This is a genomic window from Anaerococcus tetradius (assembly GCF_947087635.1).
In the GTDB taxonomy this organism is placed as follows: Bacteria; Bacillota; Clostridia; order Tissierellales; family Peptoniphilaceae; genus Anaerococcus; species Anaerococcus tetradius.
This window is the reverse complement of record NZ_CAMUDP010000009.1, coordinates 1-23,569: the sequence shown is the minus strand read 5'-3', so window position 1 is coordinate 23,569 and position 23,569 is coordinate 1. Positions and strand designations below refer to the sequence as shown.

The 23,569-nt window shown below is 36.0% G+C and carries 22 protein-coding genes; 2 read left to right on the top strand and 20 right to left on the bottom strand.

Annotated elements, in window-relative coordinates:
* Positions 1-33: 33 nt before the first annotated feature.
* From P6936_RS04270 to dpaL, 12 genes are all read right to left on the bottom strand, one after another.
* On the bottom strand, positions 34-1,410 hold the full coding sequence (locus P6936_RS04270; RefSeq protein WP_276880938.1) for a uracil-xanthine permease family protein: 1,377 nt from the start codon (positions 1,408-1,410) through the stop codon (positions 34-36).
* A gap of 13 nt (positions 1,411-1,423) precedes the next feature.
* Positions 1,424-1,903 (bottom strand): nucleoside deaminase, encoded by a 480-nt coding sequence (locus P6936_RS04265; protein ID WP_276880937.1) that lies wholly within the window; start codon positions 1,901-1,903, stop codon positions 1,424-1,426.
* Positions 1,903-2,079: a hypothetical protein gene (locus P6936_RS04260; RefSeq protein WP_276880936.1), complete on the bottom strand. Its 177-nt coding sequence runs from the start codon at positions 2,077-2,079 to the stop codon at positions 1,903-1,905. Before P6936_RS04260 ends, P6936_RS04265 begins: the two co-directional genes overlap by 1 nt.
* Positions 2,080-2,088: 9 nt before the next feature.
* The gene (locus tag P6936_RS04255; RefSeq protein ID WP_276880935.1) at positions 2,089-3,396 is read right to left on the bottom strand and encodes a cytosine permease; all 1,308 of its coding nucleotides are present in this window, start codon (positions 3,394-3,396) and stop codon (positions 2,089-2,091) included.
* A gap of 29 nt (positions 3,397-3,425) precedes the next feature.
* Complete coding sequence (ssnA, locus tag P6936_RS04250; protein WP_276880934.1) at positions 3,426-4,745, bottom strand: putative aminohydrolase SsnA; 1,320 nt, start codon at positions 4,743-4,745, stop codon at positions 3,426-3,428.
* Between the two features lie 14 nt (positions 4,746-4,759).
* Positions 4,760-7,798, bottom strand: coding sequence for a putative selenate reductase subunit YgfK (gene ygfK / locus P6936_RS04245; protein WP_276880933.1), 3,039 nt, complete (start codon positions 7,796-7,798; stop codon positions 4,760-4,762).
* A gap of 121 nt (positions 7,799-7,919) precedes the next feature.
* Positions 7,920-8,858, bottom strand: a complete 939-nt coding sequence (gene arcC / locus P6936_RS04240; protein WP_276880932.1) for a carbamate kinase — start codon at positions 8,856-8,858, stop codon at positions 7,920-7,922.
* On the bottom strand, positions 8,851-10,221 hold the full coding sequence (hydA, locus tag P6936_RS04235) for a dihydropyrimidinase (protein ID WP_276861959.1): 1,371 nt from the start codon (positions 10,219-10,221) through the stop codon (positions 8,851-8,853). The genes arcC and hydA overlap by 8 nt, the downstream gene beginning before the upstream one ends.
* An 18-nt stretch (positions 10,222-10,239) precedes the next feature.
* On the bottom strand, positions 10,240-11,700 hold the full coding sequence (locus P6936_RS04230; RefSeq protein WP_276861958.1) for an NCS1 family nucleobase:cation symporter-1: 1,461 nt from the start codon (positions 11,698-11,700) through the stop codon (positions 10,240-10,242).
* 22 nt (positions 11,701-11,722) lie between these two features.
* Complete coding sequence (locus tag P6936_RS04225) at positions 11,723-13,060, bottom strand: YgeY family selenium metabolism-linked hydrolase (RefSeq protein WP_276880931.1); 1,338 nt, start codon at positions 13,058-13,060, stop codon at positions 11,723-11,725.
* 10 nt (positions 13,061-13,070) lie between these two features.
* Positions 13,071-14,267, bottom strand: coding sequence for a knotted carbamoyltransferase YgeW (gene ygeW, locus P6936_RS04220; protein WP_004836866.1), 1,197 nt, complete (start codon positions 14,265-14,267; stop codon positions 13,071-13,073).
* Positions 14,268-14,285: 18 nt separating this feature from the next.
* Positions 14,286-15,527, bottom strand: coding sequence for a diaminopropionate ammonia-lyase (gene dpaL / locus P6936_RS04215; RefSeq protein ID WP_276880930.1), 1,242 nt, complete (start codon positions 15,525-15,527; stop codon positions 14,286-14,288).
* 216 nt (positions 15,528-15,743) lie between these two features.
* Here dpaL and P6936_RS04210 point away from each other — a divergent pair, with 216 nt between their 5' ends.
* Positions 15,744-16,436, top strand: a complete 693-nt coding sequence (locus P6936_RS04210; RefSeq protein WP_276861955.1) for a GntR family transcriptional regulator — start codon at positions 15,744-15,746, stop codon at positions 16,434-16,436.
* Between the two features lie 59 nt (positions 16,437-16,495).
* Here the strand turns inward: P6936_RS04210 and P6936_RS04205 are convergent, their stop codons facing one another.
* From P6936_RS04205 to modA, 8 genes are read right to left on the bottom strand one after another with little or no spacing between them, the layout of a single operon-like run.
* Positions 16,496-16,981, bottom strand: coding sequence for a MogA/MoaB family molybdenum cofactor biosynthesis protein (locus P6936_RS04205; RefSeq protein WP_276880929.1), 486 nt, complete (start codon positions 16,979-16,981; stop codon positions 16,496-16,498).
* A complete protein-coding gene (locus P6936_RS04200) occupies positions 16,978-17,952 on the bottom strand; it encodes a molybdopterin-binding protein (RefSeq protein ID WP_276864122.1) in 975 nt (324 codons plus the stop codon). Before P6936_RS04200 ends, P6936_RS04205 begins: the two co-directional genes overlap by 4 nt.
* A complete protein-coding gene (locus P6936_RS04195; RefSeq protein WP_276864121.1) occupies positions 17,945-18,379 on the bottom strand; it encodes an MOSC domain-containing protein in 435 nt (144 codons plus the stop codon). Before P6936_RS04195 ends, P6936_RS04200 begins: the two co-directional genes overlap by 8 nt.
* Entirely contained in the window at positions 18,360-18,848 is a 489-nt protein-coding gene (gene moaC / locus P6936_RS04190; RefSeq protein ID WP_004836860.1) for a cyclic pyranopterin monophosphate synthase MoaC, read from the bottom strand. The genes P6936_RS04195 and moaC overlap by 20 nt, the downstream gene beginning before the upstream one ends.
* Entirely contained in the window at positions 18,849-19,787 is a 939-nt protein-coding gene (gene moaA / locus P6936_RS04185; protein WP_276880928.1) for a GTP 3',8-cyclase MoaA, read from the bottom strand.
* Position 19,788: 1 nt separating this feature from the next.
* Positions 19,789-20,802 (bottom strand): sulfate/molybdate ABC transporter ATP-binding protein, encoded by a 1,014-nt coding sequence (locus P6936_RS04180; RefSeq protein ID WP_276880927.1) that lies wholly within the window; start codon positions 20,800-20,802, stop codon positions 19,789-19,791.
* Positions 20,789-21,457, bottom strand: coding sequence for a molybdate ABC transporter permease subunit (gene modB / locus P6936_RS04175; protein ID WP_004836857.1), 669 nt, complete (start codon positions 21,455-21,457; stop codon positions 20,789-20,791). The genes P6936_RS04180 and modB overlap by 14 nt, the downstream gene beginning before the upstream one ends.
* Before the next feature lie 7 nt (positions 21,458-21,464).
* Positions 21,465-22,352 carry a molybdate ABC transporter substrate-binding protein gene (gene modA, locus P6936_RS04170; RefSeq protein ID WP_276864118.1) on the bottom strand — a complete coding sequence of 296 codons (888 nt, stop codon included), beginning with the start codon at positions 22,350-22,352 and terminating at the stop codon, positions 21,465-21,467.
* A 152-nt stretch (positions 22,353-22,504) separates the two neighbouring features.
* On the opposite strand from modA, the gene asnA reads away from it, so the two are divergent.
* Positions 22,505-23,515 (top strand): aspartate--ammonia ligase, encoded by a 1,011-nt coding sequence (asnA, locus tag P6936_RS04165; protein ID WP_060928853.1) that lies wholly within the window; start codon positions 22,505-22,507, stop codon positions 23,513-23,515.
* Positions 23,516-23,569 lie beyond the last annotated feature (54 nt).

Below are 23,569 nucleotides of genomic sequence, written 5' to 3'. Positions count from 1 at the left end.
TCATCTTTTAAGATTAAGATGACAATTATTTTTTTATTTATCCATTTGTTCTCTTTCTCTAGCTTCTTCTTCTATGGATTTTTTTGGTAATATAATATTTAGGAAGAAGGCAATTAAAGTTGCAAGAACGACTGGTGATGATGTGAATACCATCCTAAACCAATCAGGGAATTGTGCCAAAGCATCAGGGTGAACTTGGGTTATACCCATACCCAAGGCTATAGCAAGACCTATGATGGTTACATTTCTTGTACTCATTTCATCTGATGTGATAAGCCTCATACCACTCATGGTTATTTGAGCAAATACAGTTACTGTAGCTCCTCCTATTACGGCTTGAGGTACAGAAAGCATAAGGCCACCAAACTTAGGTATAAATCCAGCTACTAATATCATAATAGCTGTAATCTTTAGTACATGTCTTGAAACTACTTTTGTGAGTGAAACTATTCCTACGTTTTGTGAGTAAGAGGCTGTTGGTAGACCGCCAATAAATGATGATATCATATTTACTACTCCATAAGCCTTTATTCCACCTTCTAGTTCTTTTTCACTAGGTTGTCTATCCATACCACCTGCTGTTGTTGAAGAGAAGTCTCCTACAGCCTGGATGGAGTTTACTACAAACATAACTGCCATGGTAATACATGCATCCAAGTGGAAGTTTATTTTAAATGGCATAAGGCTTGGAATGGTAATCCAACTTGCTTCTTGAAGTTTTGAAAAATCTACTATTCCTAGGAAAAGAGAAGCTATATAACCAACACTTATTCCTATAAGGATAGCTGAAAGTTTTATTAGTCCCTTTCCATACATATTACAAATTATTACTACTGCAAGAGTTATCAATGATACTGCCCAATAAACTAGATGACCTTGATCAGGATTTCCCTTGCCACCAGCCATGTAATTCAAGGCTACAGAATACAAGGATAAACCTATAGTAAGTACAACAGTACCTGACACCATTGGTGGGAAGTACTTATAAAGCCATTTAATATTCATTCCTACAATAAAGGCAACAATGCCTCCGACTATCTGAGCTCCAAAAACAGCTCCTATTCCATATTTAACAGCAACAGAAACTATAACCGGTATGTAAGCAAAGGATACTCCCATAATCATAGGTAGTCTAGATCCGAGTCCTAATTTATAGATAGGATATAGTTGTAAAAATGTTGCAAGGGCTGCCACAAACATTCCTGCTTGAATCAAATATACTGATTGTTCAGGGCTAAGTGCATGGGGTGTGTTTGCCAAAGTATTTGTTAGAACGATTGCTGGTAGAGTGTTTCCAACAATCATGGCTAATAAATGCTGGAGGGCTATAGGAAAAGATTTCTTTAAATCAGGCTTACCATCTATATCAAATAAAGATTTCGATACTGGGCCAGTTGTATTTTTCTGCATAATTTCTCCTTGTCTATTTCCAAAATTCTTTATGTATTTGGATTATTTCTTCTCTTACATCATCTATTGGACCAACAACCTTTATTTCATGTTGTCCAGAACTAAGCACTTTCCTACAATCAAGAGACATTGTAGGATTTCTTAAGTCTTCTCCGGTAAGTATTTTAAGATCAACTTCGCTTATTCCATACACTACTCTACCGATTCCAGTCCAATAGATTGCTCCAGAGCACATTGCACAAGGCTCTGCAGTTGTAATAAGAGTTGTTGTTTTTAAAAACTCTTTATCATATTTTTTTGAAGCCATTTCACATAGCTTTAATTCAGCATGTGCAGTTGCAACACCTAATGTTTTCTCAAGGTTACCGGATTCTAACAGTATATTCCCAGCATCGTCAACTAAAATAGCTCCAAATGGATTATTACCATTTTCAACAGATTTTTTTGCTATTTGATTAGCTTCTTTAAGAAGTTTACTATAGTCAATATTCATTATGGTCTCCATTTGTAAAAGCCTATAATTGATAGTACTAAACCAATTAAAAGAACCAATGTTCCAAGGTTTCTGTACAAATCAACAGTTGATAGACAACTAACAAATGATCCAATTCCCATTAATATTATTCCTAATAATGCAAACATTTTAAATTTTTTTATATTTTCTACCATAATCATCTCCTATTTTCCCTTACCAAATTTATAAATGATTGGGTATAAAATCATAGCGAAAATTATTCCATTCAAGGCAGGTAATCCGAATACTCTAGTTAGGAGACTTTCATTTGTTCCAAAAAATCCTATAAGCACGTACACTGCTACAAGCGTTATTGCCCATGTAAGCCATGGTGTTATACTCCATTTTCTTAAGTCAGCATGTTCTAATTCTTCATATTTTCCTTTATTTACTATATAATAGTCTGATAAGATTATGCCTGCTAAAGGTGGTACTATTATCCCTAATGTATTAAGGAATTTAAATAAAACATCAATCTGATATGGTCTAGTTAAACATAATAATCCAGATATTATCAAAATAACCGCAATAATCTTCTTCCTATCTTTCGAAAAAGTATTTGAAAGGTTTAACGAAGATGAATACATATTCGCTGCATTAGTAGTAAATATATTGGTTGTCATCAAGATAAGACTTGGTATTACTAACCCTAGTCCTAACAAAACCTCAGTTAAATCTGAATTATTACTTCCTATAGCAGATATGGCTCCACACACAATTAACAAGCTATTACCAAATAATAATCCTACGGCTGCAGATTTCATAGCATCTTTTGGAGTTTTAGCAAATCTCATTATATCTGCTATTGCTGTAGCTGCTGAAAAAACCCATGTTCCTATTACAATTGTAACACCTTCAACTAAACTCATTTTTGTATCAGGAGCATAATCTATAATATTGTGCCAACCAACAAGACCACCAGATCTAATTGCTGTTGCTAATGATAGGAATATTATTGCAGGAATTGCTACATAACCTAACACAGTTATCGCTTCCATTCCTTTAAGTGCAAATAGTCCCATTATTATTGCACTTGCAAATAGAATAATTAACTCAGCAAATCCTGTGATGCCAAAGATTTGAGATACAAAATGACCGAATATCGCAGACTGTATTGTGTACCATCCTATACTTACAATTGGTACAAACATCGTTGCAATTTTAGACCCTTTTTCTCCAAAAGAGTATCTTGTCATTAAAGCAAAGGATAACCCTGTTCTAGCAGCCATATTTGCCACTGCCATAGCAATTACTGTCAAAAATATATTACCTAATACTATTGTTAAAATAATATCTTTGAAACTTAAACCATCCGCTAAACCTCCTCCTGTTATCATACTTGTAATAACAAAGACGAATCCAAGCCAAACAATGGTTATGCCCCAAAAATTTTTTCTACTATTAACAGGTACTGGAGAATTCTCAAAATCTTGATCAATTTCTTCTATTTGTTTAAAGTTCTTATCTTCCATAAAATCCTCTATTGTTTATTAAGTTTTGCCTAGAGCTTAGGCCATATTTCTTTTGCTCTTTGTCTTGATTCTGCGTGGATTTTCGCTTGGTCTACCTTTACTATTATCTTATCTTTCATTACAAATTCACCATTTATAATGGAATCATTTACAAGTCTTCCTGTTAGACCGAAGAGGGCATGTCCACCCCAGTTGTTAGCATTAAGTGGTGTATGTGGATCATAATCAATAGTGATTATATCAGCATAAGCACCTTCTTCTATTCTTCCAACTTTTCTTTCTAGGTATCTATCCATTATTTTTGGATTGTTTTGGAATTGAAGTTGTAGGGTTTCAGCAAAGCCCTTTGTTGGATCGCAAGCATTATGAGCTAGTAGGATGTTTGATACTTTCATTGATTCAAACATATCGTTGGTATAGGCATCTGTTCCGAGTCCAACGAGGATTCCTTTTTCTAACATTCTTAGGATTGGTGGGCAACCTACGGCGTTATTCATATTGCTTTCTGGATTAAATACTGCCATAGCATTGTGGTGTTTTAGGATATCCATTTCTCTTTCGTTTACATGGACGTTGTGAACTGATAGGGTATGGTCTGAGAATATGTCAAAGTCTTCGAGTCTTTCAACTACTCTTTTGCCATGCTTTCTGATAGTTTCCCATTGATCTTCAATTCCTTCTGCAACGTGAACATGGTAGCCATCATAGACACCTTCCATTGCCTCTCTAGCCTTATCAAGGGTCTCATCACTTACTGTAAAGGAAGCGTGGATTCCGAATAGACCGCTAAGCATATCGTCTTCTTTTTGAGCTTGCTTAATCCATGCTATATTTTCCTTTATCCCTTGATCTCTTTTTTCCATCCCATCTCTGTCTGATAATTCATAACAAAGACTTGCTCTCATTCCTACTTCTTTTGCTGCTTCTGCAAGGGTAAACAATGATCCTTCTATGGAGTTTGGGCCAGCATGGTGGTCGATTATAGTTGTTACACCATTTTGGATTGATTCCATATAGGTTACAAGACCGTTGATTTTAACGTCTTCTAGTTTTAATTGTTTATCTAGGGCCCACCATAGGTTTTCCAAAACATGGAAGAAGTTGTCGGTTGGTTTTGATGCAGCCATACCTCTTGCATATGATGAATAGATGTGTGAGTGAGCACAAATTAGACCTGGCATTACAAGTTTGTCAGATTTGTCGATAACTTCTTCATTTGGATATTTTTTGATTATATCTTCAGTTTTTCCTATATCTTTTATGAGATTGTCTTTGATGAAGATTGCTGAATTTTCGTAGAAGTTATTAGCTTCGTCGTTTGCTATTATAGCTTTTGCTGTAATTATCATGCTTGCTCCTTTTTTTATTTATTTAAAACTAGACTTGGTTTTAGATAGTAAGCATAGTCTTTTTCTATGGCTTTTATTAATCTAACAAGATTTTCACTTAAATCTTTTTCCATATCCCTTGTTTGGATGATATTTCCATTTTCTAATCTTACTTTGTAACTTCCATCGTCTAGGTTTAGGATACCTACGTTTGTAGAGTCAAGGAAATCCTCTTCGCTCCAGAATACTGTAAACTTATCTTTGTAAGGTCTTCCAGCATGAGGACAGAATACTCCACAGTTGCCACATTCGTTGCACATTCCATCTAGGTGGATGATTTGGTGGAGGTTGTTGAAGCCTTCTACTCTTATTTGTGCATTAGCTCTATTTGGGCAAACTTCTGTACATACTTCACAGATTTGATCGCATTTGAGGCATCTATTTCCTTCGTTTTTGCCTTCTTTTACATCTAAGAGTTTTCCTCTCTTATTGTAGAGTGTTTCCTTCTCTTCTTTGACTTCGAATTTCTTAAAGTCATTTCCAAGGCCTTCCTTCTTGAGGATGTCTAGGGCAACAGTTTTTGCATCTCCCATGGCCTTAACTATTGTAGAAGCTCCAGTTTTGCAATCGCCTATGATATATACGTTTTCTATATTTGATTCGCTTGTTGGTAAAAGTTTTGGTCTATTTCTATCATCAAGGTTAATATTATTGTCGATAAATTGTTGGCTATCTACCCTAGCTCCAGTTGCTCCTATAACATTGTCGAATTCCATTTCTACAAATTCTCCAGTGCCTTCAACTCTCTTTCTTCCACTTTGGTCGAAATCACCGAGTTTCATCTTTTCGCATTTTAGGATTTTGCCATCATAAGAAATTGGTGCAAGTAGCTCTAGTATCTTGTGGCCTTCTTTCTTAACATCATTTACTTCTTCTTGGGTTGCAGGCATGTAGGCTTCAGTTCTTCTATAAACTAGGCATACTTCATCAACACCAGCTTGACGAGCTGCTGTTCTTGTACAGTCCATGGCAACATCTCCTGCTCCAACTACTGCTACCTTCTTGCCGAGTTTTACTCCCTTTTCCATCCTTGCTTGCCATAAGAAATCTAAGGCATCTATGATATTTTCAGATCCTTCTTTGACAGGAGAAACCCCTTCTTTCCAAGCACCTGTTGCAACTATAACATAGTCATATTCTTTCTTTAGTTCTTGGTAAGTTTCTTTTACTTCTATATCAAAGACGAATTTTACGCCTTGTTTTAGAGCTATTTGATAATCCCTGTCAATTTCTTCATCTGCGATTCTAAAGTCAGGAATTACATGGCTAACTATACCATAAGGCTTACTTAATTTTTCAAATACTGTTACGTCAAGGCCATTTCTTCTTAAATAAGATGCTGCTGCAATACCTGCAGGACCTGCACCTATTACACAAACTTTCTTGTCTGATTTAAGTTCAACTGCCTCAAGTTTTTCGAGGAAAGCTTTTTGTGCATTATCTGCTGCAATTAACTTCATTTCTCTGATTTGTAGAGTCTTTTCATAATCAACCCTTGTACAGTGGTCTTGGCAGTAGTGGGCACATAATTCACCAAGAATTGTTGGTGCAGTGTTATCATTGGCTATAACTTCAAAGGCCTTATCGAACTTACCATCAGCTACAAGCTTTAGGTATTCTGGGATTTGTTGCGCAATTGGACAACCCCCATACTTACAAGGAGCCTTGAAACAATCTGTTAGAGGAAGGTTTGAAGATGTTTTTCTTGATTTAACCTTTTCTCTATATAATTTATTATTTTGCCAATCGCTAATAATCTTATCTCTTAGGGCAACTATCCTACTAACATCAAGTCTTCCATATTCATTATCTAGCATATCTTCAGTAAGCTCAGCTAATTGTTTAAATCTTGGATATCCACCTGGTTTTAGGATTGTTGTTGCGACTGTGATAGGTTGACGAATTGCTCCAAAGATTTCTTTAATATTTCTAGCATCAGCTCCACCTGAATAAGAAATTGGAAGATTTCCGTCAAATCTCTTTGAAAGCATGGCTGCCATAGATATAGTTAATGGTAAAAGAGACCTACCTGACATATACATCTCTTGTGATGGTAGTTCATTTCTCTTAACATCAACTGGGAAGGTGTTGGTTAACTTAACACCGAAAGCCTTATTTCTTTCCTTGCCGAGTTTGATTAGTCTTTCTAACATCAAAACTGCATCTTCATATTGGATGTCATTGTTGAAGTGGAAATCTGTAAAGGCTATATAATCAAAGCCCATATCATCAAGAGTTTTTCTTGCATATTCATAACCTAACATGGTTGGGTTACATTTGATAAAGGTATTTAGATTTTTCTCTGTCAAAAGATAAGTTGCAATGGATTCTATTTCATGGGCTGGACAGCCGTGAAGGGTTGATAGGGTGATAGAGTTGCAGACATTAGGACTGATTTTCTCCAAGTCATCCTTAGCAAATTTTTCTAAAAGGTCTGTTTCTTCCAAGAATTTCTTACATTCTTTGAATATTTCAGTGTTTGAAGCATCCTTTAGGCCTTCGATATAGTTGTCGATTTTTGTGGTTTTGATACCTTCAAGGTCATAACCTACTGACATATTGTAGGCAAAATCTTTCTTATCCGCTAGGCCAAACTCTTTGGCAAGGACTTGGATAGCAAAGTAAGCCTTGATATATTCGTTAAAGGCTTCTCCAACTGTAAGCTCTGTTGACCACTCACAGTTATAACATTCATCTTCTGCCAAAATACATGGTTTGTTAACAGCTTCTTGGATTTCTTTACCATCCATTTTTTGAACAGTCTTTAGTTCTATAAATCTTGAACCAGTTAGATATGATACAATTATGTTTTGTGCAAGTTGGCTGTGTGGGCCTGCAGCAGGACCAACAGCTGAACTTATCTCATCACCAAAAACAGTTTTCAATTTCTTGCCTGTTTTATTTATGTAAAAGTCTTCTTTTCTAACTCCAAAAACTCTTCCTTCATTCTTATATTCACTTAACGCCCATTCAATAATCTGATTAAACGGCAATGGTCTCATATATTCACTCATAATTTCTCCTAATTATCTGGGTCATGGCCCAGATTTACTATAATATTACACTAACTAAGAAAAGGGTTACTTCTTAAATGCAAAAAATATTAACAAGCAGGCGTACTTAGCCGCCTACCTATTAATTTTTAACAATCCAAGTTCCTGTCTTACCAGTTAAGGCTTCCTTAGCATTTTCCAAAGAAGTTATAACTGCACTTCTATTTTCTTTGCTATCAACGAAGCTCATAGCAGCTTCTACTTTTGGTAGCATAGATCCTTTGGCAAATTGCTCATCTGCTATATGCCTTTCAGCTTCTTCGATAGTCAATCTATCTAAGTCTTCTTGATTTTCTTTTCCAAAATTGATAGCAACTTTCTCAACTGCTGTAAGAATTACAAGCACATCACAATCAACAAGCTCTGCAAGCTTAGCTGAAGAGAAGTCCTTGTCAATAACAGCATCAACTCCTACATAGCTGTCATTTTCTCTTATAACAGGAATTCCGCCACCACCAGCAGCAATTACTACACATCCACTATCTGATAGGGTTGTGATAGCTCTTTTTTCTACTATATCAACTGGCTTAGGGCTTGCTACAACACGTCTATAACCACGACCTGCATCCTCTTTCATCACAAAGCCTTTTTCTTCTTCAAGCTTCTTAGCTTCTTCTTCTGTATAGAAGTCTCCGATTGGCTTGGTTGGATTAGAAAAAGCAGGGTCTTTATCATCTACCATAACTTGGCTTACTAGGCTTACCACTGGGTTTTCTATACCATCTTTGATAAACTCATTTTCAAGAGCATTTTGAAGATGATAGCCAATATATCCTTGGCTCATAGCTCCGCATTCAGGAAAAGGCATAAATGGAACTTTAGGATTAGCCTCTGCACCTGTCGTCATAGCTAAGTTAATCATACCAACTTGTGGGCCATTTCCATGGCAAACTATAACCTTGTAACCTTCTTTAACTAGCCCTGCAATAGCAGTAGCTGTTATTTTTACCGCTTCTTTTTGCTCAGAAGGGGTATTGCCTAAAGCATTACCCCCAAGAGCTACTAATATTTTCTTATTCATCAAACTTCCTTTTAATAAATTGTCCATAACCTTGTTTACCAAGGTATTCACCATCTTTAAGGATGAAACTACCCCTACACAAAACAGTAGCTACTTCATAATCTGACTTCATTCCTTCGTAGGTGGTGTAATCGACAATAGAGTGTCTATTTTCTTGTTTTATAATATATTCCTTTTTATCTAATACTATGATATCAGCATCAGCTCCAGGAATAATATTTCCTTTCTTTGGATACAAACCAAAAATCTTGGCTGGATTAATCATTAGTACCTCAATTAGTCTTTCTAAGCTAATTCCTCTTCTAAGACCTTCACTAATAATCAGTTCAACTCTTTCCTCTACCCCAGGTATCCCACCAGGGCAGGTTAAGAAATTATCTTTATGAGGTAATTTTTCTGTTTCGTAGAAGAATGGGCAATGATCAGTTGCGACAACATTTACATGACCATTCCTAATTCCTTCCCATAAGAAATCTTGATCCGTTTGTTTTCTTAGTGGTGGTGCCATGATGTATTTAATACCTTCTTCGTTACCGCCTTCAATATACTTATTTTCATTAAGCATTAAATATTGGGTACAAGTTTCACAGAAGAGATTTTTTACTCCTCTTTTTCTTGCTTTAATTATTTCTCTCAGACCAAGTTCTGTTGATGTATGAACTATATATAATTTTGGAAAACCAGCTATTTCAGATAAATAGATTAGTCTATTGATTGCTTCAGCTTCTGTTTCCGCCGGCCTTGTTTTTGCATGATAGATAGGATCAAGTTTACCTTCTTTTTCAGTTTCAGCTCTTAACTCTTGAATTGATCCATCATTTTCACAATGAATACAAACAACTGTTCCTGTTTCTTTAGCTTTTTTCAAGACCCTTAATATTTGATCATCATTAATCTTTCCGCCATATGTGGTATATATTTTCTCTGAAACTATTCCTTCATTTTTGTGGAGTTCTTCAATTTGTCTGAGAGTTTCATCTCTTGCATCTTGAAGTGCTCCATGAAAAGAATAATCAATTATAGCCTTACCATCTGCTAGCTCATGATAATGTTTTATCATTTCAGCAACATAACTTTCTTTTGGTCCAAACGCAATATGATCAACAATACTAGTTGTTCCTCCATGAGCTGCCGCTCTAGTTCCTGTATGAAAATCATCTACCGCTACATATTGTCCTAAATCCAATGACATATGAGTGTGAACATCTACCCCGCCAGGTAATACAAGTCGATTTTCTGCATCATATAATTCACAATCTTTATCATCAAGATTTTTTCCTATAGCTTCTATTTTTTCCTTGTTAATTTTAATATCTACTGTATTGTTTCCAAATAAATTTGCATTTTTTATAATTAAAGTCATATCATTCTCCTAAATAATCTACTTTTTTATGAACCTTACATAAATATAATATAAAATACCTGTTGCTATTACACCAAATACATATGCATTATTAAATATCCAAGATAAACTATCTACAAATCTTCCAGCAAATATCAATAATGTCATTGCTAAAAACAAAAATATGACTGGTATATTCCAACCATTATTGTAATAATATTTACCACCATCTACTTTAAAAGTATCTACTAAGTCAATATTTGTTTTATATTCAAACAAATATGCTACCAGATAGATTCCAGAAATCGGCCCAATCAAAGCGCCTAATAATTGTGTTACATTAAATATTAAGTTGTAAGCACTTGATAAGGAATCCCATGGTCTTGCTAATAAAGCTAATAGGGCAACGCATATTGTTACTGTTTTATAATTAAATTTATTTTTTGTTAAAGTAGCAGCAATATTAACTGGAGGAATAAGATTTCCTGCAACGTTAGTTGTTAAAACTGCCATTATAATAAATATTGAGAATACTATTCTTATAAACACGCTAGGAAAATGACCTACTAAAACAGCTGGTTCCCATATTTCAGCACCAAATGCAAGTAGACCTCCTGCTGTTCCGCACATTCCTACAAAGGAAATATAAAATGTCATCAATGGAGCGCTTATTATTTGTCCTACACTCTGAGATTTTTGATCTACACAATGTCTTGTAAAATCAGGCATTGATAGTGCTATACCGCCATCAAATGCAATCATTGCTGAAAGTGCTGGCCAAAACAATTTCCAAAAATCAACTTTAGGATCAGCTTGTAGTATTTTTACATTCAACAAAGTGTTCAAACTCCATCCAGCTGTTGATAGTCCCCAAACTATAACTATTAAACTTAGAACTATCAATATAGGAGCTGAAACACCTTCTAATATCTTTACAGCCTTGCTTCCAGAAGCTGCTATATATACATTCATAATCCAGAATATTATGAAGGAAACAAACTGGGAACTAAAACCCATATTTAACCAATTAGGATATATCGCTCCAATTATTGTATATACCGCTTGGCCTCCTATCCATGCCTGAACGCCGAACCAAAATACACCTAGAACCGCTCTAATAATTGATGGGAATATTGTCCCTTTCTTGCCGAAAACGATTTTACTTAGCATAGGATAGGTTAGACCATATTTTGTACCAAAGTGACCTAATGCTATTGCCACACCCATTACTATCGTATGTCCTAAAACTACAGTAAATAATGCTTGTACCCAGCTCATTCCTGAAACTAATAATCCGCTGGCTACTTGATAGACTGCTATCGATACAATCATACCAATCCAGAGATTGGCGATATCTTTAGTTCGCCAATCTCTTTTAGCTGATGGTATAGGAGCACTCATATCATTATAATCATTGTCATATTTGTTGATTTCTTCTAATCCATTACTAGTTAAATCAACAATATCACCTTTTTGCACTTGAGCATTTTCTGCACTCATTTTATACTCCTATTATTTTTTCTTATTTTGTTTCTTGTGTGTAAACAAGTGGTAGGGCTGCGTAAACTGCTGCACATGTAACTAAGTCTTGTTTGAATGTAACTTCGTTTGGTGCGTGAGCTTGGTCTTCTGCTCCTGGTCCAAATCCTATTGTTGGGATATTGTGACGACCCATTATAGCTACACCATTTGTTGAGAATGTCCATTTGTCTGTTAGTGGACGAGCTTTTCTTTTTTCTTCTTCTTTTTCAATTGGAGGAGCTATTCTCTTATCACCGTAAAGGTTCTTGTAAGCATCTTCAAGAGCTTTTGTAACTTGGTGATCTTCTGGAATTACCCATGTTGGGAAGTAAGCTTCTTGTTCATATTCAAGACCTTTCCAGCTTGCTCTCTTGTAGTCATACATAGAAACTTTTGCTCCATGTTTTTTAACTGATGGAAGATCTTCAATTTCTTTGATACAAGATTGCCATGTTTCACCAGCTGTCATTCTTCTGTCTAGTGAGATTGAGCATGAATCTGCTACTGCACATCTTGATGGAGATGTAAAGAAGATTTGGCTTGTTGTTACTGTTCCACGTCCAAGGAAGTTAGCTTCTTTGTATTCTGGGTTGTATTTTTCATCAAGCATCTTTACAAGACCTTTTATTTCAACTGAATCGTCAGCTGAGTTTTCGTTTAATGCTTCGATTTCTTTAAGGATGTCAGCCATCTTGTAGATTGCGTTATCTCCTCTTTCTGGAGCTGAACCATGGCAAGAAACTCCTTGTACGTCAACCCTGATTTCCATTCTTCCTCTTTGTCCTCTATAGATACCACCATCTGTTGGTTCTGTTGATACTACAAATTCTGGTTTGATACCTTCTTGTTCAATCATATATAACCAGCAGTTTCCATCACAGTCTTCTTCTTGAACTGTTCCTGTAACTAAAACTCTGTATTCATCGTTTAGGTAGCCAAGGTCTTTAAGGATTTTTGCTCCATATACTGCAGCAACTGGTCCACCAAGTTGGTCTGAACTTCCACGTCCACCTATAAAGTTATCATCTTCGAAGCCATCATATGGATCGAATTTCCAGTTTTCTATATTTCCTATACCTACTGTGTCGATATGGCCATCAAAAGCAATTTGTCTTTTACCTTCACCCATTTCTCCAAGTACGTTTCCTTGTCCATCAATCCAAGCCTTGTTAAAGCCAACTTTTTCCATTTCGGCTTTAATTCTTTTTGCCTTGTCGCCTTCTTCGCAAGATTCACCTTTAAGTTTGATTAAATCTCTTAAGAAAGCTACCATGTCTTCTTTATATTCGCCTGCTTTTTCTTTAATAGCGTCAAAATCAATATTTTTAAATTCTGTCATTTTTTCCTCCTTATTTATCTAATCTCTTCTTTGCTTTGTCAACTAATTCTCTTAGTTTTTCTTCTGGATTTTCTACCTTTTGTAGAAGAATCATAGCTGCTATAATGTATGGTTTGAAGCTTGCTTCTTTGTATAATGGAACTCTATATCTATCAAATACTGTATCAGCTACTTCTCCGTGTTCTGCAGATACGCCTGTGATGTCTGCTGGTAGGCAGTGCATGTATAAAGCTTTTCCGTCTTTTGTAAGCTTCATCATCTCTTCTGTACATTCCCAATCCATGTGGTTTTTGTTTTGTTCTAGAAGTCTCTTTTCAAGTTCATCAATTCCCTTTTGATCACCTTCTCCATAAAGCTTTGTTCTCTCTTCCATAGCTGCGAATGGTGCCCAAGATTTTGGATAAACTATATCAGCATCCTTGAATGCTTCTTCCATTGAGTTTGTAACCTTGAAGCTTCCACCGTATTGTTCAGCGTTCTTTCTAGCGATTTCTTCAACTTCTGGCATTATTTCATATCCTTCTGGGTGAGCTAGAACTACATCCATTCCAAGTCTTGTAAATAGACCAGAAATACCTTGTGGTACTGAAAGTGGTTTACCATATGATGGTGAGTAAGCCCATGTCATAGCTACTTTTTTGCCCTTTAGGTTTTCAATTCCACCAAATTCGTGAATTACATGGTTAAGGTCAGCCATTGATTGAGTTGGGTGGTCAATGTCGCATTGAAGGTTAACTAGGGTTGGTCTTTGTTCAAGAACGCCATCATCATATCCTTCTTGTACATATTCTGAGAATTCTTTCATATATTTGTAGCCTTTGCCTATATACATATCATCTCTGATACCAACAACATCAGCCATGAAAGAAATCATGTTTGCTGTCTCTTTTACTGTTTCACCGTGAGCGATTTGGCTTTTTCCTTCATCTAAGTCTTGAACTTCAAGACCTAGAAGGTTGCAAGCTGAAGCAAAAGAGAATCTTGTTCTTGTTGAGTTGTCTCTGAAAAGTGAAATTCCAAGACCTGAGTCAAAGATTTTTGGTGAGATATTTTCTTCTCTCATAGCTCTTAGGATGTCTGCTGTTTTCCAGATTGCTTTAAGTTCGTCTTGTGATTTATCCCATGTGTGGAAGAAGTCATTTCCGAAAAGTTTTTCGTGGTCAAGTTCTTGTAGTTCGTCGATTAATTTTTTGATATCTTGTGTCATATTTTTTTCTCCTTGTTATTATCTTTGTATAGTGTATTTATATTCTTCTTCGTTAGGATAAATTCCATCCCAAACAACTCTTCTGTAGTGTTCATAGTCTGTATCGCCTTCTGTAGAAATTAGAAGTATTACAGAATTTTCGTCTAATTTTAAGTCTTTCTTTATTTCTTCCAAGTCTTTTCTTTGAAGAATTTCTGAAAGAGGACCCATTGTTGCAGCTCCACTTTCTCCTGAGATGATTTTCCTATCATCCTTTAGTGGATTTCCTAATATTCTCATTCCCCTAGCTGCTGCCTTATCTGGAACTGAAAGGAAAGCGTCAGCATAAGAATGAAGCACTGGCCAACCAACTGTAACAGGTTCACCACAAGCAAGACCTGCCATTATTGTATCCATCTTACCTGTAACATGGTGAATCTTACCATCATCAGCCTTAGCTGTTATGAAGTTGCAATTTGCTTTTTCTGGCTCAACTATAGTTATGAATGGTTTTTCTTCTGCCTTATAAACAGATGAGAAATATCCTGTAACTCCTGTTGCAAAAGATCCTACTCCTGCTTGAGCAAAAATATGGCTTGGCTTAAAGCCTGCTTCTTTTAGTTGATCATTTGCTTCTTTTGCGAGTGTTGCATATCCTTGGATAATCCATGTAGGAATCTTTTCATATCCTTCCCAAGCTGTATCTTGAACCATTACCCAGCCTTTTTCTTCAGCATTCTTATTAGCTAGTCTAACGCAGGCGTCGTAGTTAAGCCCATCCATTATCTCACATTCTGCTCCCAAGGCTCTTATGTTATCACGTCTTTCGATAGCTGAACCGTCAGGCATTATTACTACGCATTTTTGTTTAAGTTGATTTGCAGTCCATGCTACTCCCCTGCCGTGGTTACCATCTGTAGCAGTAACAAAAGTAACATCTCCAAGCTTTTGTCCAATTTCATCTGAAATCATTTTCTCGAATGGTAAGTCTTCAATATCAAGACCTAGCTTGTCTGCTATGTACTTACCTATGGCGAAAGATCCTCCCAAAACCTTGAAGGCATTTAAGCCAAATCTATAAGACTCATCCTTAACAAATATTTCCTTAACACCAAATTGTTTGGCCAAGTTTGATAGTCTTACTAGTGGGGTTGGCTCATAGTCAGGAAAACTTTCATGAAATTTTTGTGCAGTGTTTACTACTTGCTCGTTGATAAAATCAAGAGGCACCTTTTCTCTTTTACTAATATCATTTAGTACAATATTATATCTCTCTTCCAAATTTACATCCTTTCTAACTATAATCGATACATCCTTGACTGGCTTTAAAAAGAATTTGTGAATTTTGAATCTTAAGCCATAATAAAAAGTGGTATGTGATATATCACTTTTATTATAGAATCAATTTCACATCTTGTCAAATAAAATTTAAACGTTTTCATTTTTGTGTTAAATTTTGATTATGTGTTATAATAATACAGAATTGGGAGGCAAATTATGACAAAAAAAGACACGAATAAAATAAAAAGGACCTTCGTAAAAGACGAAGCATACAACATCATCCACGATCAAATAATTGAAGGTAAGCTTGCCCCTTATACCCAGCTAAAGATTTCCGAACTATCAAAAGAACTTGGTATATCAAGAACGCCAGTTAGGGAAGCTATTCTTAAATTAGAAAATGAAGACTTGGTAATAAGTAAGGCTAACCAATGGACCATGGTCGCTCCTATTAGGGTTGAAAGACTGAAGGATATTTATCCTCTTATTTATGATCTAGAAGCTTATATACTCAGGGAGAATTTCTCTAAAATCGACGATTCTTTCACTGCTAAGCTTACAGCAATTAATGAGAAGATAAAAGAAGAACATATGAAAAACAATATCATGAAAGTTATGGAGCTTGATAATGACTTCCACGATTTAATCATCTCCCTTACCGAAAACAAGGAGATTAAGCCAATACTAGACAGATTGAAAAAGAGGTTAAAGCGATTCGAAATTTGTTTTTACAAGGCTAAAGACGTCCACAAGGCCCCATCTACATACAATGAACATAAGATTATCATAGAAAACTTCAAGGCCAAGAATCTTGAGGGAAGTCTAGCTGCCCTAAAGAAAAATTGGTCGACAACGATTACGGATGAATCTATCGAAAAAATTAGCAAAATTTTAAATGTTGAAAAGTAAAAAGCAGGCTTTCCCTTCGGAGTCTGCTTTTTGTCGTAAATTTTAAAAATTAAAATCCATCACTTATTATGTTTATCAATTCCTGCTATGGTTTCTAGACCATGTATTAGGAAGGCTTTTATTATTTCGAAGTTTTCCTTGCAGGCTTTAGGGCTTCCAGGGAAATTTATTATCAAAGTATCTTTTCTAATTCCAGCTTCTGCCCTTGATAGGTAGGCCCTAGGAGTTATTTTCGCCGATTCTTTTCTCATAGCTTCTCCTATACCAGGAACCCTTTTGTCAAAAACCGCAAGGCTTGCCTCAGGTGTATTGTCTCTTTTGGATAAACCTGTCCCGCCACTTGTTATTACTAGGGAGATTGACTCGTTAGAGTATTCTATGAGTTTTTCTTTGATTTTCTCAAAGTCATCAGCTATTATTTCGTATTTTACAGGCTCTATACCAAAATCTCTTAGCTCTTTTTCTAAAAGCTTGCCACTTTTATCTTCATAAATACCAGCACTTGCCCTATCAGATATAGTTAAGACTGCTGCCGTAAAAATCACAAGAGTCCTCCTTCAGCCATTTCTAGGAAGTCTTCTTTTTTTAGATCAAGGCCTGCAAAGACTCTTGGTAGGAAATAATCGAAGCTTGTAATTTTACAATGGATACTAGCCCCAGGCACTCCCATTAGGTATGTTTTGCCATCTCTGGCAAGAGTAAGCATATTTCCTGGTTGCATTGGTATGCCTTGGATGATAAATTCTGATCCAGCCCTTCTTATGGCAGATGGGGTTATATCATCTGGATCTACACTCATGCCACCTGTAAATATTACCAAATCCGCACCCATTTCTTTGTAGGTCTTATAAGTTTCTACAAGCTTTTCTTCATCATCTGGCAAGAAAGTGTAGGCCAAAAGCTCGCTTGGAAAGTTACTTAATTTTTCTTCTAGTACAGGCTTAAAGGCATCCTTTATCCTTCCATAATAGACTTCATCGCCGGTAATGATACATCCTACTTTAAGTTTTTTAAATTCCTTAACTTCAAATACTGGACCTTCTTTTAAAATTTCCTTAGCTTTTTCGACTTGCCATCTTTCTGTCCATAGGGGAACAATTCGTCCACTTGCTAATTTATCATCAGGATTGACACTTATATAAGACCTCTTGGATGAGATTGTGTAATCGCCGATTTCATTAATAGCCCTTAAAAGTTTCCTATTAATTACAAAAACTCCTCTGACCTTACTTGTTAGAGTTATTTTTCCTTCGCTTATGTCTGAGATATTGATATTTTCCCCTACAAGCAATGATGAAATTTCGTCAATCGCATCTACTTCATGGACCTGACCCTTTTCAAGTTCACCCACATAGATATGATCTTTTCCTATATTTTTTAACTCGTCTATATCTTCTTCTCTTACTATATGGCCCCTCTTAAATTTCACTCCCTTAAAGCCATCTGTCATGATAGCTGTAAAGTCGTGAAGAAGAGGTAGACCAATAGCATCTTCTACCCTAATTTTCTTAATCATTTTCTACCACCTTAATCTCATCTCCAGGATAAATTGTCCCAATCTTTTTTACAATAGCAAATATTCCCTCTGTTGGCATAATACATTCGCCTGTAATATTTCTAATCTCGCATCCCTTATGGCACTGTTTACCTATTTGAGTTACTTCTAGCTCGCAAGAACCAATCCTTAGCTTAGTTCCAATAGGAAGGGTATGGAGGATGATGCCTTCTGTCATAATATTTTCTGCAAAATCTCCAGGCTTTAGCCTTGGAAGTTTCTTTTGCATTTTCCTTAGAGATTCTATTGCGAGAAGGGAAACTTGCCTATGCCAATTTCCAGCATGGGCATCACCAACTATGCCATGATTTTCTCTAAGCTCGATTTTTTCTACTGGAACTTTGATTGTACCCTTCCTCTCGCTTATATTAACCGATACTACTTTCATTGACATAATCTCCGCTCTTTCCTCCCTCTTTTCTGAGTAACTTCACACCACTTATTTCTATATCCTTTTGGACGGCCTTACACATATCATAAATTGTAAGAGCAGCTAGGCTTGCCCCCGTAAGAGCTTCCATCTCCACACCAGTTTTGGCATTTAGCTTAGCTTCTACAAAAATATCAATCCTATGCTCGTTATCGTCCATCTTAAAGTCGATTTCTATAGAAGTAAGATTTATAGGATGACACATAGGAATGAGATTTGAGGTATTCTTTGCTGCCATAATCCCTGCAACCTTGGCTACAGTTAGGACATCACCCTTTTTTATCTCTTGATTTTTGACCATCTTGTAGCACTTCTCATTCAAATGGACGCAAGCTTTCGCTACAGCTCGCCTATCTGTTGCTTTTTTATCTGATACATCGACCATTCTCGCATTTCCATTTTCATCTAAATGACTAAATTTTTCCATCTATCCTCCTATAGAGCTCATGCTCCTAAGGCTTTCACTGCCCTTATTATTCAAATAATGTCTTTTTGGCTTACTAAAAATCGCCCTTTTAATAGTTTCTATCTTTTCTTCTCTGCTAAGTCCCTTTAGCCTTATCTCCTCCTTGGAATGAAGACAAGCCTTGATTTTACCATCAGAAGTAAGTCTTATCTTATCACAAGAAGTACAGAATTTATGGCTTAGGGGAGAAATCAGTCCAACCCTTCCCTTGCAGCTGTCGATCTTATAAATTCTCGCCACCCCATCATAGGAAAGGTCCTCATAGGAATAATTTTTAAGCAAGGAGCTTACTTCCATGAAATTTTCCCTATCAAAGTCCAAATCCTTACCTATAGGCATAAGTTCTATAAATCTTACTTCGAGGTCCCTATCTTTTGTTAGGGAAATAAAATCATCCACCTCTTTATCATTGAAGCCCTTGATAAGGACTGTATTTATTTTAACCCTAAAGCCAAGCTCTAGGGCCTTATTTATAGATTTTTTCACTTCATTAAGGCAATCCACCTTGGTAATTTGCCTAAACTTATCCCTATCCAGGGTATCTAGGCTAAAATTAATTCTCTTAATACCAAGCTCCCTTAGCCTTTCTAACTTATCGTAGATTTTTGATCCGTTGGTGGTTACACCAATATCTTCAATTCCATCTATTTTTGTAAGCATCTCAAAGAGATTGAGAAGGCCCCTTCTTACAAAGGGTTCGCCTCCCGTTACCCTTATCTTCTTTATACCAAAGTCAGCACAAATTTCTGCGATTTCCTTGATTTCTTCATACGATAGAATATCCTCATGCTTTAGAAGATCCACCCCATCATCTCCTATGCAATACTTACACCTAAAATTGCACCTGTCTGTGACAGAAATCCTAAGATATGAAATTTCTCTTCCAAATTGATCTTTCATCTCATCCTTCTTTCAATTTAATTAGCTTATCAGGGTCTATTTTGAAATATAAATCATCTTGATAGACTTCCTTGTCAAGGCTAATACTTATATTATCGTACTTTTCTTGATCCCTATTGTATATTATTGTATAGGAATCAATATTTTCTACAAGCCTAAACTTATCGAGCTTGTAGGAATTATTAAATTCTTTATTTTTTGAAACTGTAATATCCTTAGACCTTATAGCATAAAGAGATGAAGTATCAAGCTTATCAGCAGATATTTCAATTCCCCAATTATTGGCAAAATACTTGCCAGGAGAAGTTTCCCTAAAGCTTGTGAAGTTATTAATGCCAATAAGCTTTGCCTCAGTAAGGCTATCTGGTCTGGCGAAAAAGTCCTTAGTTGTCTTTTTCTTGGCACTATGGCCCTTAGTAATACTAATAATATTATCACAAATCCTGTAGGCTTCATCCTTACTATGACTTACTAGTATCGTTTTAAGGTCATATCTATTAATAATATTTAAAACTTCCGCCTCGATAGAATTTTTAAGAAACTCATCAAGGGCAGAAAAAGGCTCATCCAATAAGAGTATATCAGGCTTATTGACGAGAATCCTACAAAGGGCTGTCCTTTGTTTTTCTCCTCCTGAAATATATTTAGGAAGTTTGTCCTTGATATGGTAGATGTGCATCTCCTTGAGTTTATCACTTATATCCCTATCCTCTCTTAGACCCGTCCTAACATTTTCTTCGACTGTAAAATTTGGGAAAAGTGCATAGTCCTGGAAAAGATAGCCTACTCTTCTATCTTGGGGTTTCAAATTAATTTTCTTTTCTGAATCGAAAAGTGTCCTTCCATTCAAGATAATTTTTCCTGAATCAGGTCTAATAAGACCTGCTATACATTTTAAGGTCAAACTCTTGCCCGATCCGCTTGCTCCAAGAAATCCAAGAGTTTCATTTTCCATCTTGAAATCTACATCAAGGCTAAATTTCTTAAAATCTTTTCTTATCTTACAAATTAGCATACTTCTCCTCCTTATTTTCAAGAAGGTTTAGGAAAATCAAAACAACAAAAGAAATTGCTACATTTATAAATACCCACTTGTAAGCGAGTCCATCCTGACCTATCCTCCAAAGCTGATAAACAGTTGTAGATATGGTCGCAGTTTTGTTTGGTATGTAACCTGACACCATGCTGGTCGCTCCATATTCTCCAAGGGCCCTTGCAAATGCAAGTATAAGACCTGCGAGTATTTCCTTCTTACAATTTGGAAGAATTATCCTCCAAAAAATCCAAGTATTTGTTTTACCCAAAGTCTGTCCGGCATATTTTAAGTTCATATCAAAGGCCTCAAAGGCTCCCCTACTAGTCCTATACATCAAAGGAAAAGTTACGATGATTGTCGCAAATATAGCTGAATACCATCTCATAACAAGACTTACATTTATTGAGCCAAAAAATTGACCTATAGAATTATTAGGACCAAGAGTCTTTAAGAGAAAAAATCCAACAACTGTTGGAGGTAAAACTAGAGGTAGAGTCAATACTACATCCAAAATCCCCTTAATTGTTGGATTTAATTTCTTGATTTGATATGCTAAAAATATCCCTATAAAGAATGTAAAGAAAGTTGAAATCAACGCTATTCTTAACGAATTATATAAGGGAAATAGATTCATAATTCACCTATTTAGCAGCTTTAAAACCATATTTAGTAAATATTTCACTTGCCTTCTCACTCTTTAGGAAGTCAAGGAATTTTTGACCAGCTTCTTTGTTAGCTGATTTATCAACTAGGGCTGCTGGATAAATAACCTTCTTGTCAAGCTTAGCAGGATCTGCAGTAGCTACAATTTTAAGTCCTGCTGCCTTAGCATCTGTTGAGTAAATAATACCACAATCAACAGCACCTTCCTTTACCCAAGAAGTTACTTCTTTTACATTTGAACCAAAGCTAACCTTGCTTTGAATAGCATCCCAAATTCCCATGTTTTTAAGTAGAGATTCTGAATATTGACCAACTGGAACATCTGCGTTACCAAGGGCAATTGTAGAAACCTTATCTGTGTTGATATCTTCAAATGATTTGATATCCTTATCAGAGTCTTCTTTTACTGCAAGAGTAACTTCATTTTCTAATAGGTCAAATCTTGTGTTAGAGTCGATTGTAACATCGCTATCCTTCTTGTCGCTCTTAGGATCAAGGGCATCCATTTGTTTTTTAGCAGCTGAGATAAATACATCGCAATTAGCTCCCTCAGAAATTTGAGTCTTTAAAGTTCCTGAAGAATCGAAATTGTAAACAAGATTAATATCTGGATTTTCTTTTTCGAAAATAGCCTTTAATTCATTTAAAGACTCTGTCATAGATGCAGCAGCAAAAACTGTCAAATCACTCTTTGCCTTCTTCTCATCGTCCTTCTTTTCGTCTTTTGCTTCTTCTTTTTTATCTTTGGCTTCTTCTGTTTTAGTTTCTTCCTTAGCCTCTTCTTTAGCAGGAGCCTTAGCACCACATGCTGAAAGCGTTACCGCGAAAAGCAAAGATAAAAGCATAACACTAATTTTTCTTTTCATAGTCTCTCCTTATATATTATGAAAAAATTTCCGAATAGTCCACGTTGACTACTCGTAAGTATTATATCACATTTTACAAATTAGTAAAAACTTTTCTATTTATTTTTTCCAAGAACTGGGGTATATTATTACTTATTAAAAAAGGAGTTAATATGAATAAGTTAGTTATACCAGAAAATTACAAAAGTAATGAAGATCTTTACAAGACACAACTGTTGATTAAAGAAATAAAAGATTATTTCCAAATCAACCTTGCCAATAACCTAAACTTAAAGCGTGTTACAGCACCACTTTTTGTATCAGGTTCTTCAGGTCTTAACGACAACTTAAATGGCGTCGAGACTCCAGTAAAATTCGACCTTCCAGAAGCAGATCATGCTGAGATGGAAATTGTCCATTCTCTTGCTAAGTGGAAAAGATATGCCCTTGGTGAATACAAGTTCAAAATGCATGAAGGTCTATACACAGACATGAACGCCATAAGACGTTGTGAAGTTCCTGATAACACCCACTCCTTTTATGTCGACCAATGGGACTGGGAGCTAATCATGGATGATGATGAGAGAAAAGTCGACTATCTAAAACAAATCGTTGAAACAATCTACAGGACTATGAAGTCCCTCGACGAATATCTTTGCACTCTTATCCCAAGCAGGAAAAAACTTCTCAAAGATCAAATAACTTTTATGACAAGTGAGGAGCTTTTACAAAAATATCCTGATAAAACTGCCAAGGAAAGAGAAAGAGAAGCAGTCCTAGAATATGGATCAGTCTTTCTAATGCAAATAGGAAAGACCCTATCAAACGGCGAAAAACACGACCTTCGTGCTCCTGACTATGACGATTGGCAACTTAACGGAGATATCTTAGTCTACAACCCAGTCTTAGATGATTGCCTAGAGATTTCTTCAATGGGTATTAGGGTAAATCCAGAAAGACTAAATGAGCAATTGAAGCTAACAGGTAATCTTGACAGACTAAACTTGGATTACCACAAACTCTTGATAGATGGCAAACTCCCACAAACTATCGGTGGTGGTATCGGCCAATCAAGACTATGTATGTTCTTCCTCCAAAAAGCCCACATTGGAGAAGTTCAAGTATCCTACTGGCCAGATGAACAAAGAAAGGCCCTAGCTAGCAAGGGAATAAACTTACTATAAATCGAGTAGGAGGTTAATGATTAATTCATCTACCGACCTCTCACACCACCGTAC

Bases quoted from the DNA above. Each gene is read 5' to 3' on its own strand.
- P6936_RS04230 (WP_276861958.1), bottom strand. From the start codon at position 11,700: ATGAGTGCAGAAAATGCTCAAGTGCAAAAAGGTGATATTGTTGATTTA.
- P6936_RS04195 (WP_276864121.1), bottom strand. From the start codon at position 18,379: ATGAAAGTAGTATCGGTTAATATAAGCGAGAGGAAGGGTACAATCAAA.
- ssnA (WP_276880934.1), bottom strand. From the start codon at position 4,745: ATGATAATTACAGCAAAAGCTATAATAGCAAACGACGAAGCTAATAAC.
- ygeW (WP_004836866.1), bottom strand. From the start codon at position 14,267: ATGACACAAGATATCAAAAAATTAATCGACGAACTACAAGAACTTGAC.
- P6936_RS04255 (WP_276880935.1), bottom strand. From the start codon at position 3,396: ATGGAAGATAAGAACTTTAAACAAATAGAAGAAATTGATCAAGATTTT.
- ygfK (WP_276880933.1), bottom strand. From the start codon at position 7,798: ATGAGTGAATATATGAGACCATTGCCGTTTAATCAGATTATTGAATGG.
- modB (WP_004836857.1), bottom strand. From the start codon at position 21,457: ATGAATCTATTTCCCTTATATAATTCGTTAAGAATAGCGTTGATTTCA.
- asnA (WP_060928853.1), top strand. From the start codon at position 22,505: ATGAATAAGTTAGTTATACCAGAAAATTACAAAAGTAATGAAGATCTT.
- P6936_RS04225 (WP_276880931.1), bottom strand. From the start codon at position 13,060: ATGACAGAATTTAAAAATATTGATTTTGACGCTATTAAAGAAAAAGCA.
- P6936_RS04260 (WP_276880936.1), bottom strand. From the start codon at position 2,079: ATGGTAGAAAATATAAAAAAATTTAAAATGTTTGCATTATTAGGAATA.
- P6936_RS04265 (WP_276880937.1), bottom strand. From the start codon at position 1,903: ATGAATATTGACTATAGTAAACTTCTTAAAGAAGCTAATCAAATAGCA.
- hydA (WP_276861959.1), bottom strand. From the start codon at position 10,221: ATGACTTTAATTATAAAAAATGCAAATTTATTTGGAAACAATACAGTA.
- P6936_RS04180 (WP_276880927.1), bottom strand. From the start codon at position 20,802: ATGCTAATTTGTAAGATAAGAAAAGATTTTAAGAAATTTAGCCTTGAT.
- P6936_RS04210 (WP_276861955.1), top strand. From the start codon at position 15,744: ATGACAAAAAAAGACACGAATAAAATAAAAAGGACCTTCGTAAAAGAC.
- P6936_RS04270 (WP_276880938.1), bottom strand. From the start codon at position 1,410: ATGCAGAAAAATACAACTGGCCCAGTATCGAAATCTTTATTTGATATA.
- moaC (WP_004836860.1), bottom strand. From the start codon at position 18,848: ATGGAAAAATTTAGTCATTTAGATGAAAATGGAAATGCGAGAATGGTC.
- modA (WP_276864118.1), bottom strand. From the start codon at position 22,352: ATGAAAAGAAAAATTAGTGTTATGCTTTTATCTTTGCTTTTCGCGGTA.
- P6936_RS04200 (WP_276864122.1), bottom strand. From the start codon at position 17,952: ATGATTAAGAAAATTAGGGTAGAAGATGCTATTGGTCTACCTCTTCTT.
- arcC (WP_276880932.1), bottom strand. From the start codon at position 8,858: ATGAATAAGAAAATATTAGTAGCTCTTGGGGGTAATGCTTTAGGCAAT.
- moaA (WP_276880928.1), bottom strand. From the start codon at position 19,787: ATGAAAGATCAATTTGGAAGAGAAATTTCATATCTTAGGATTTCTGTC.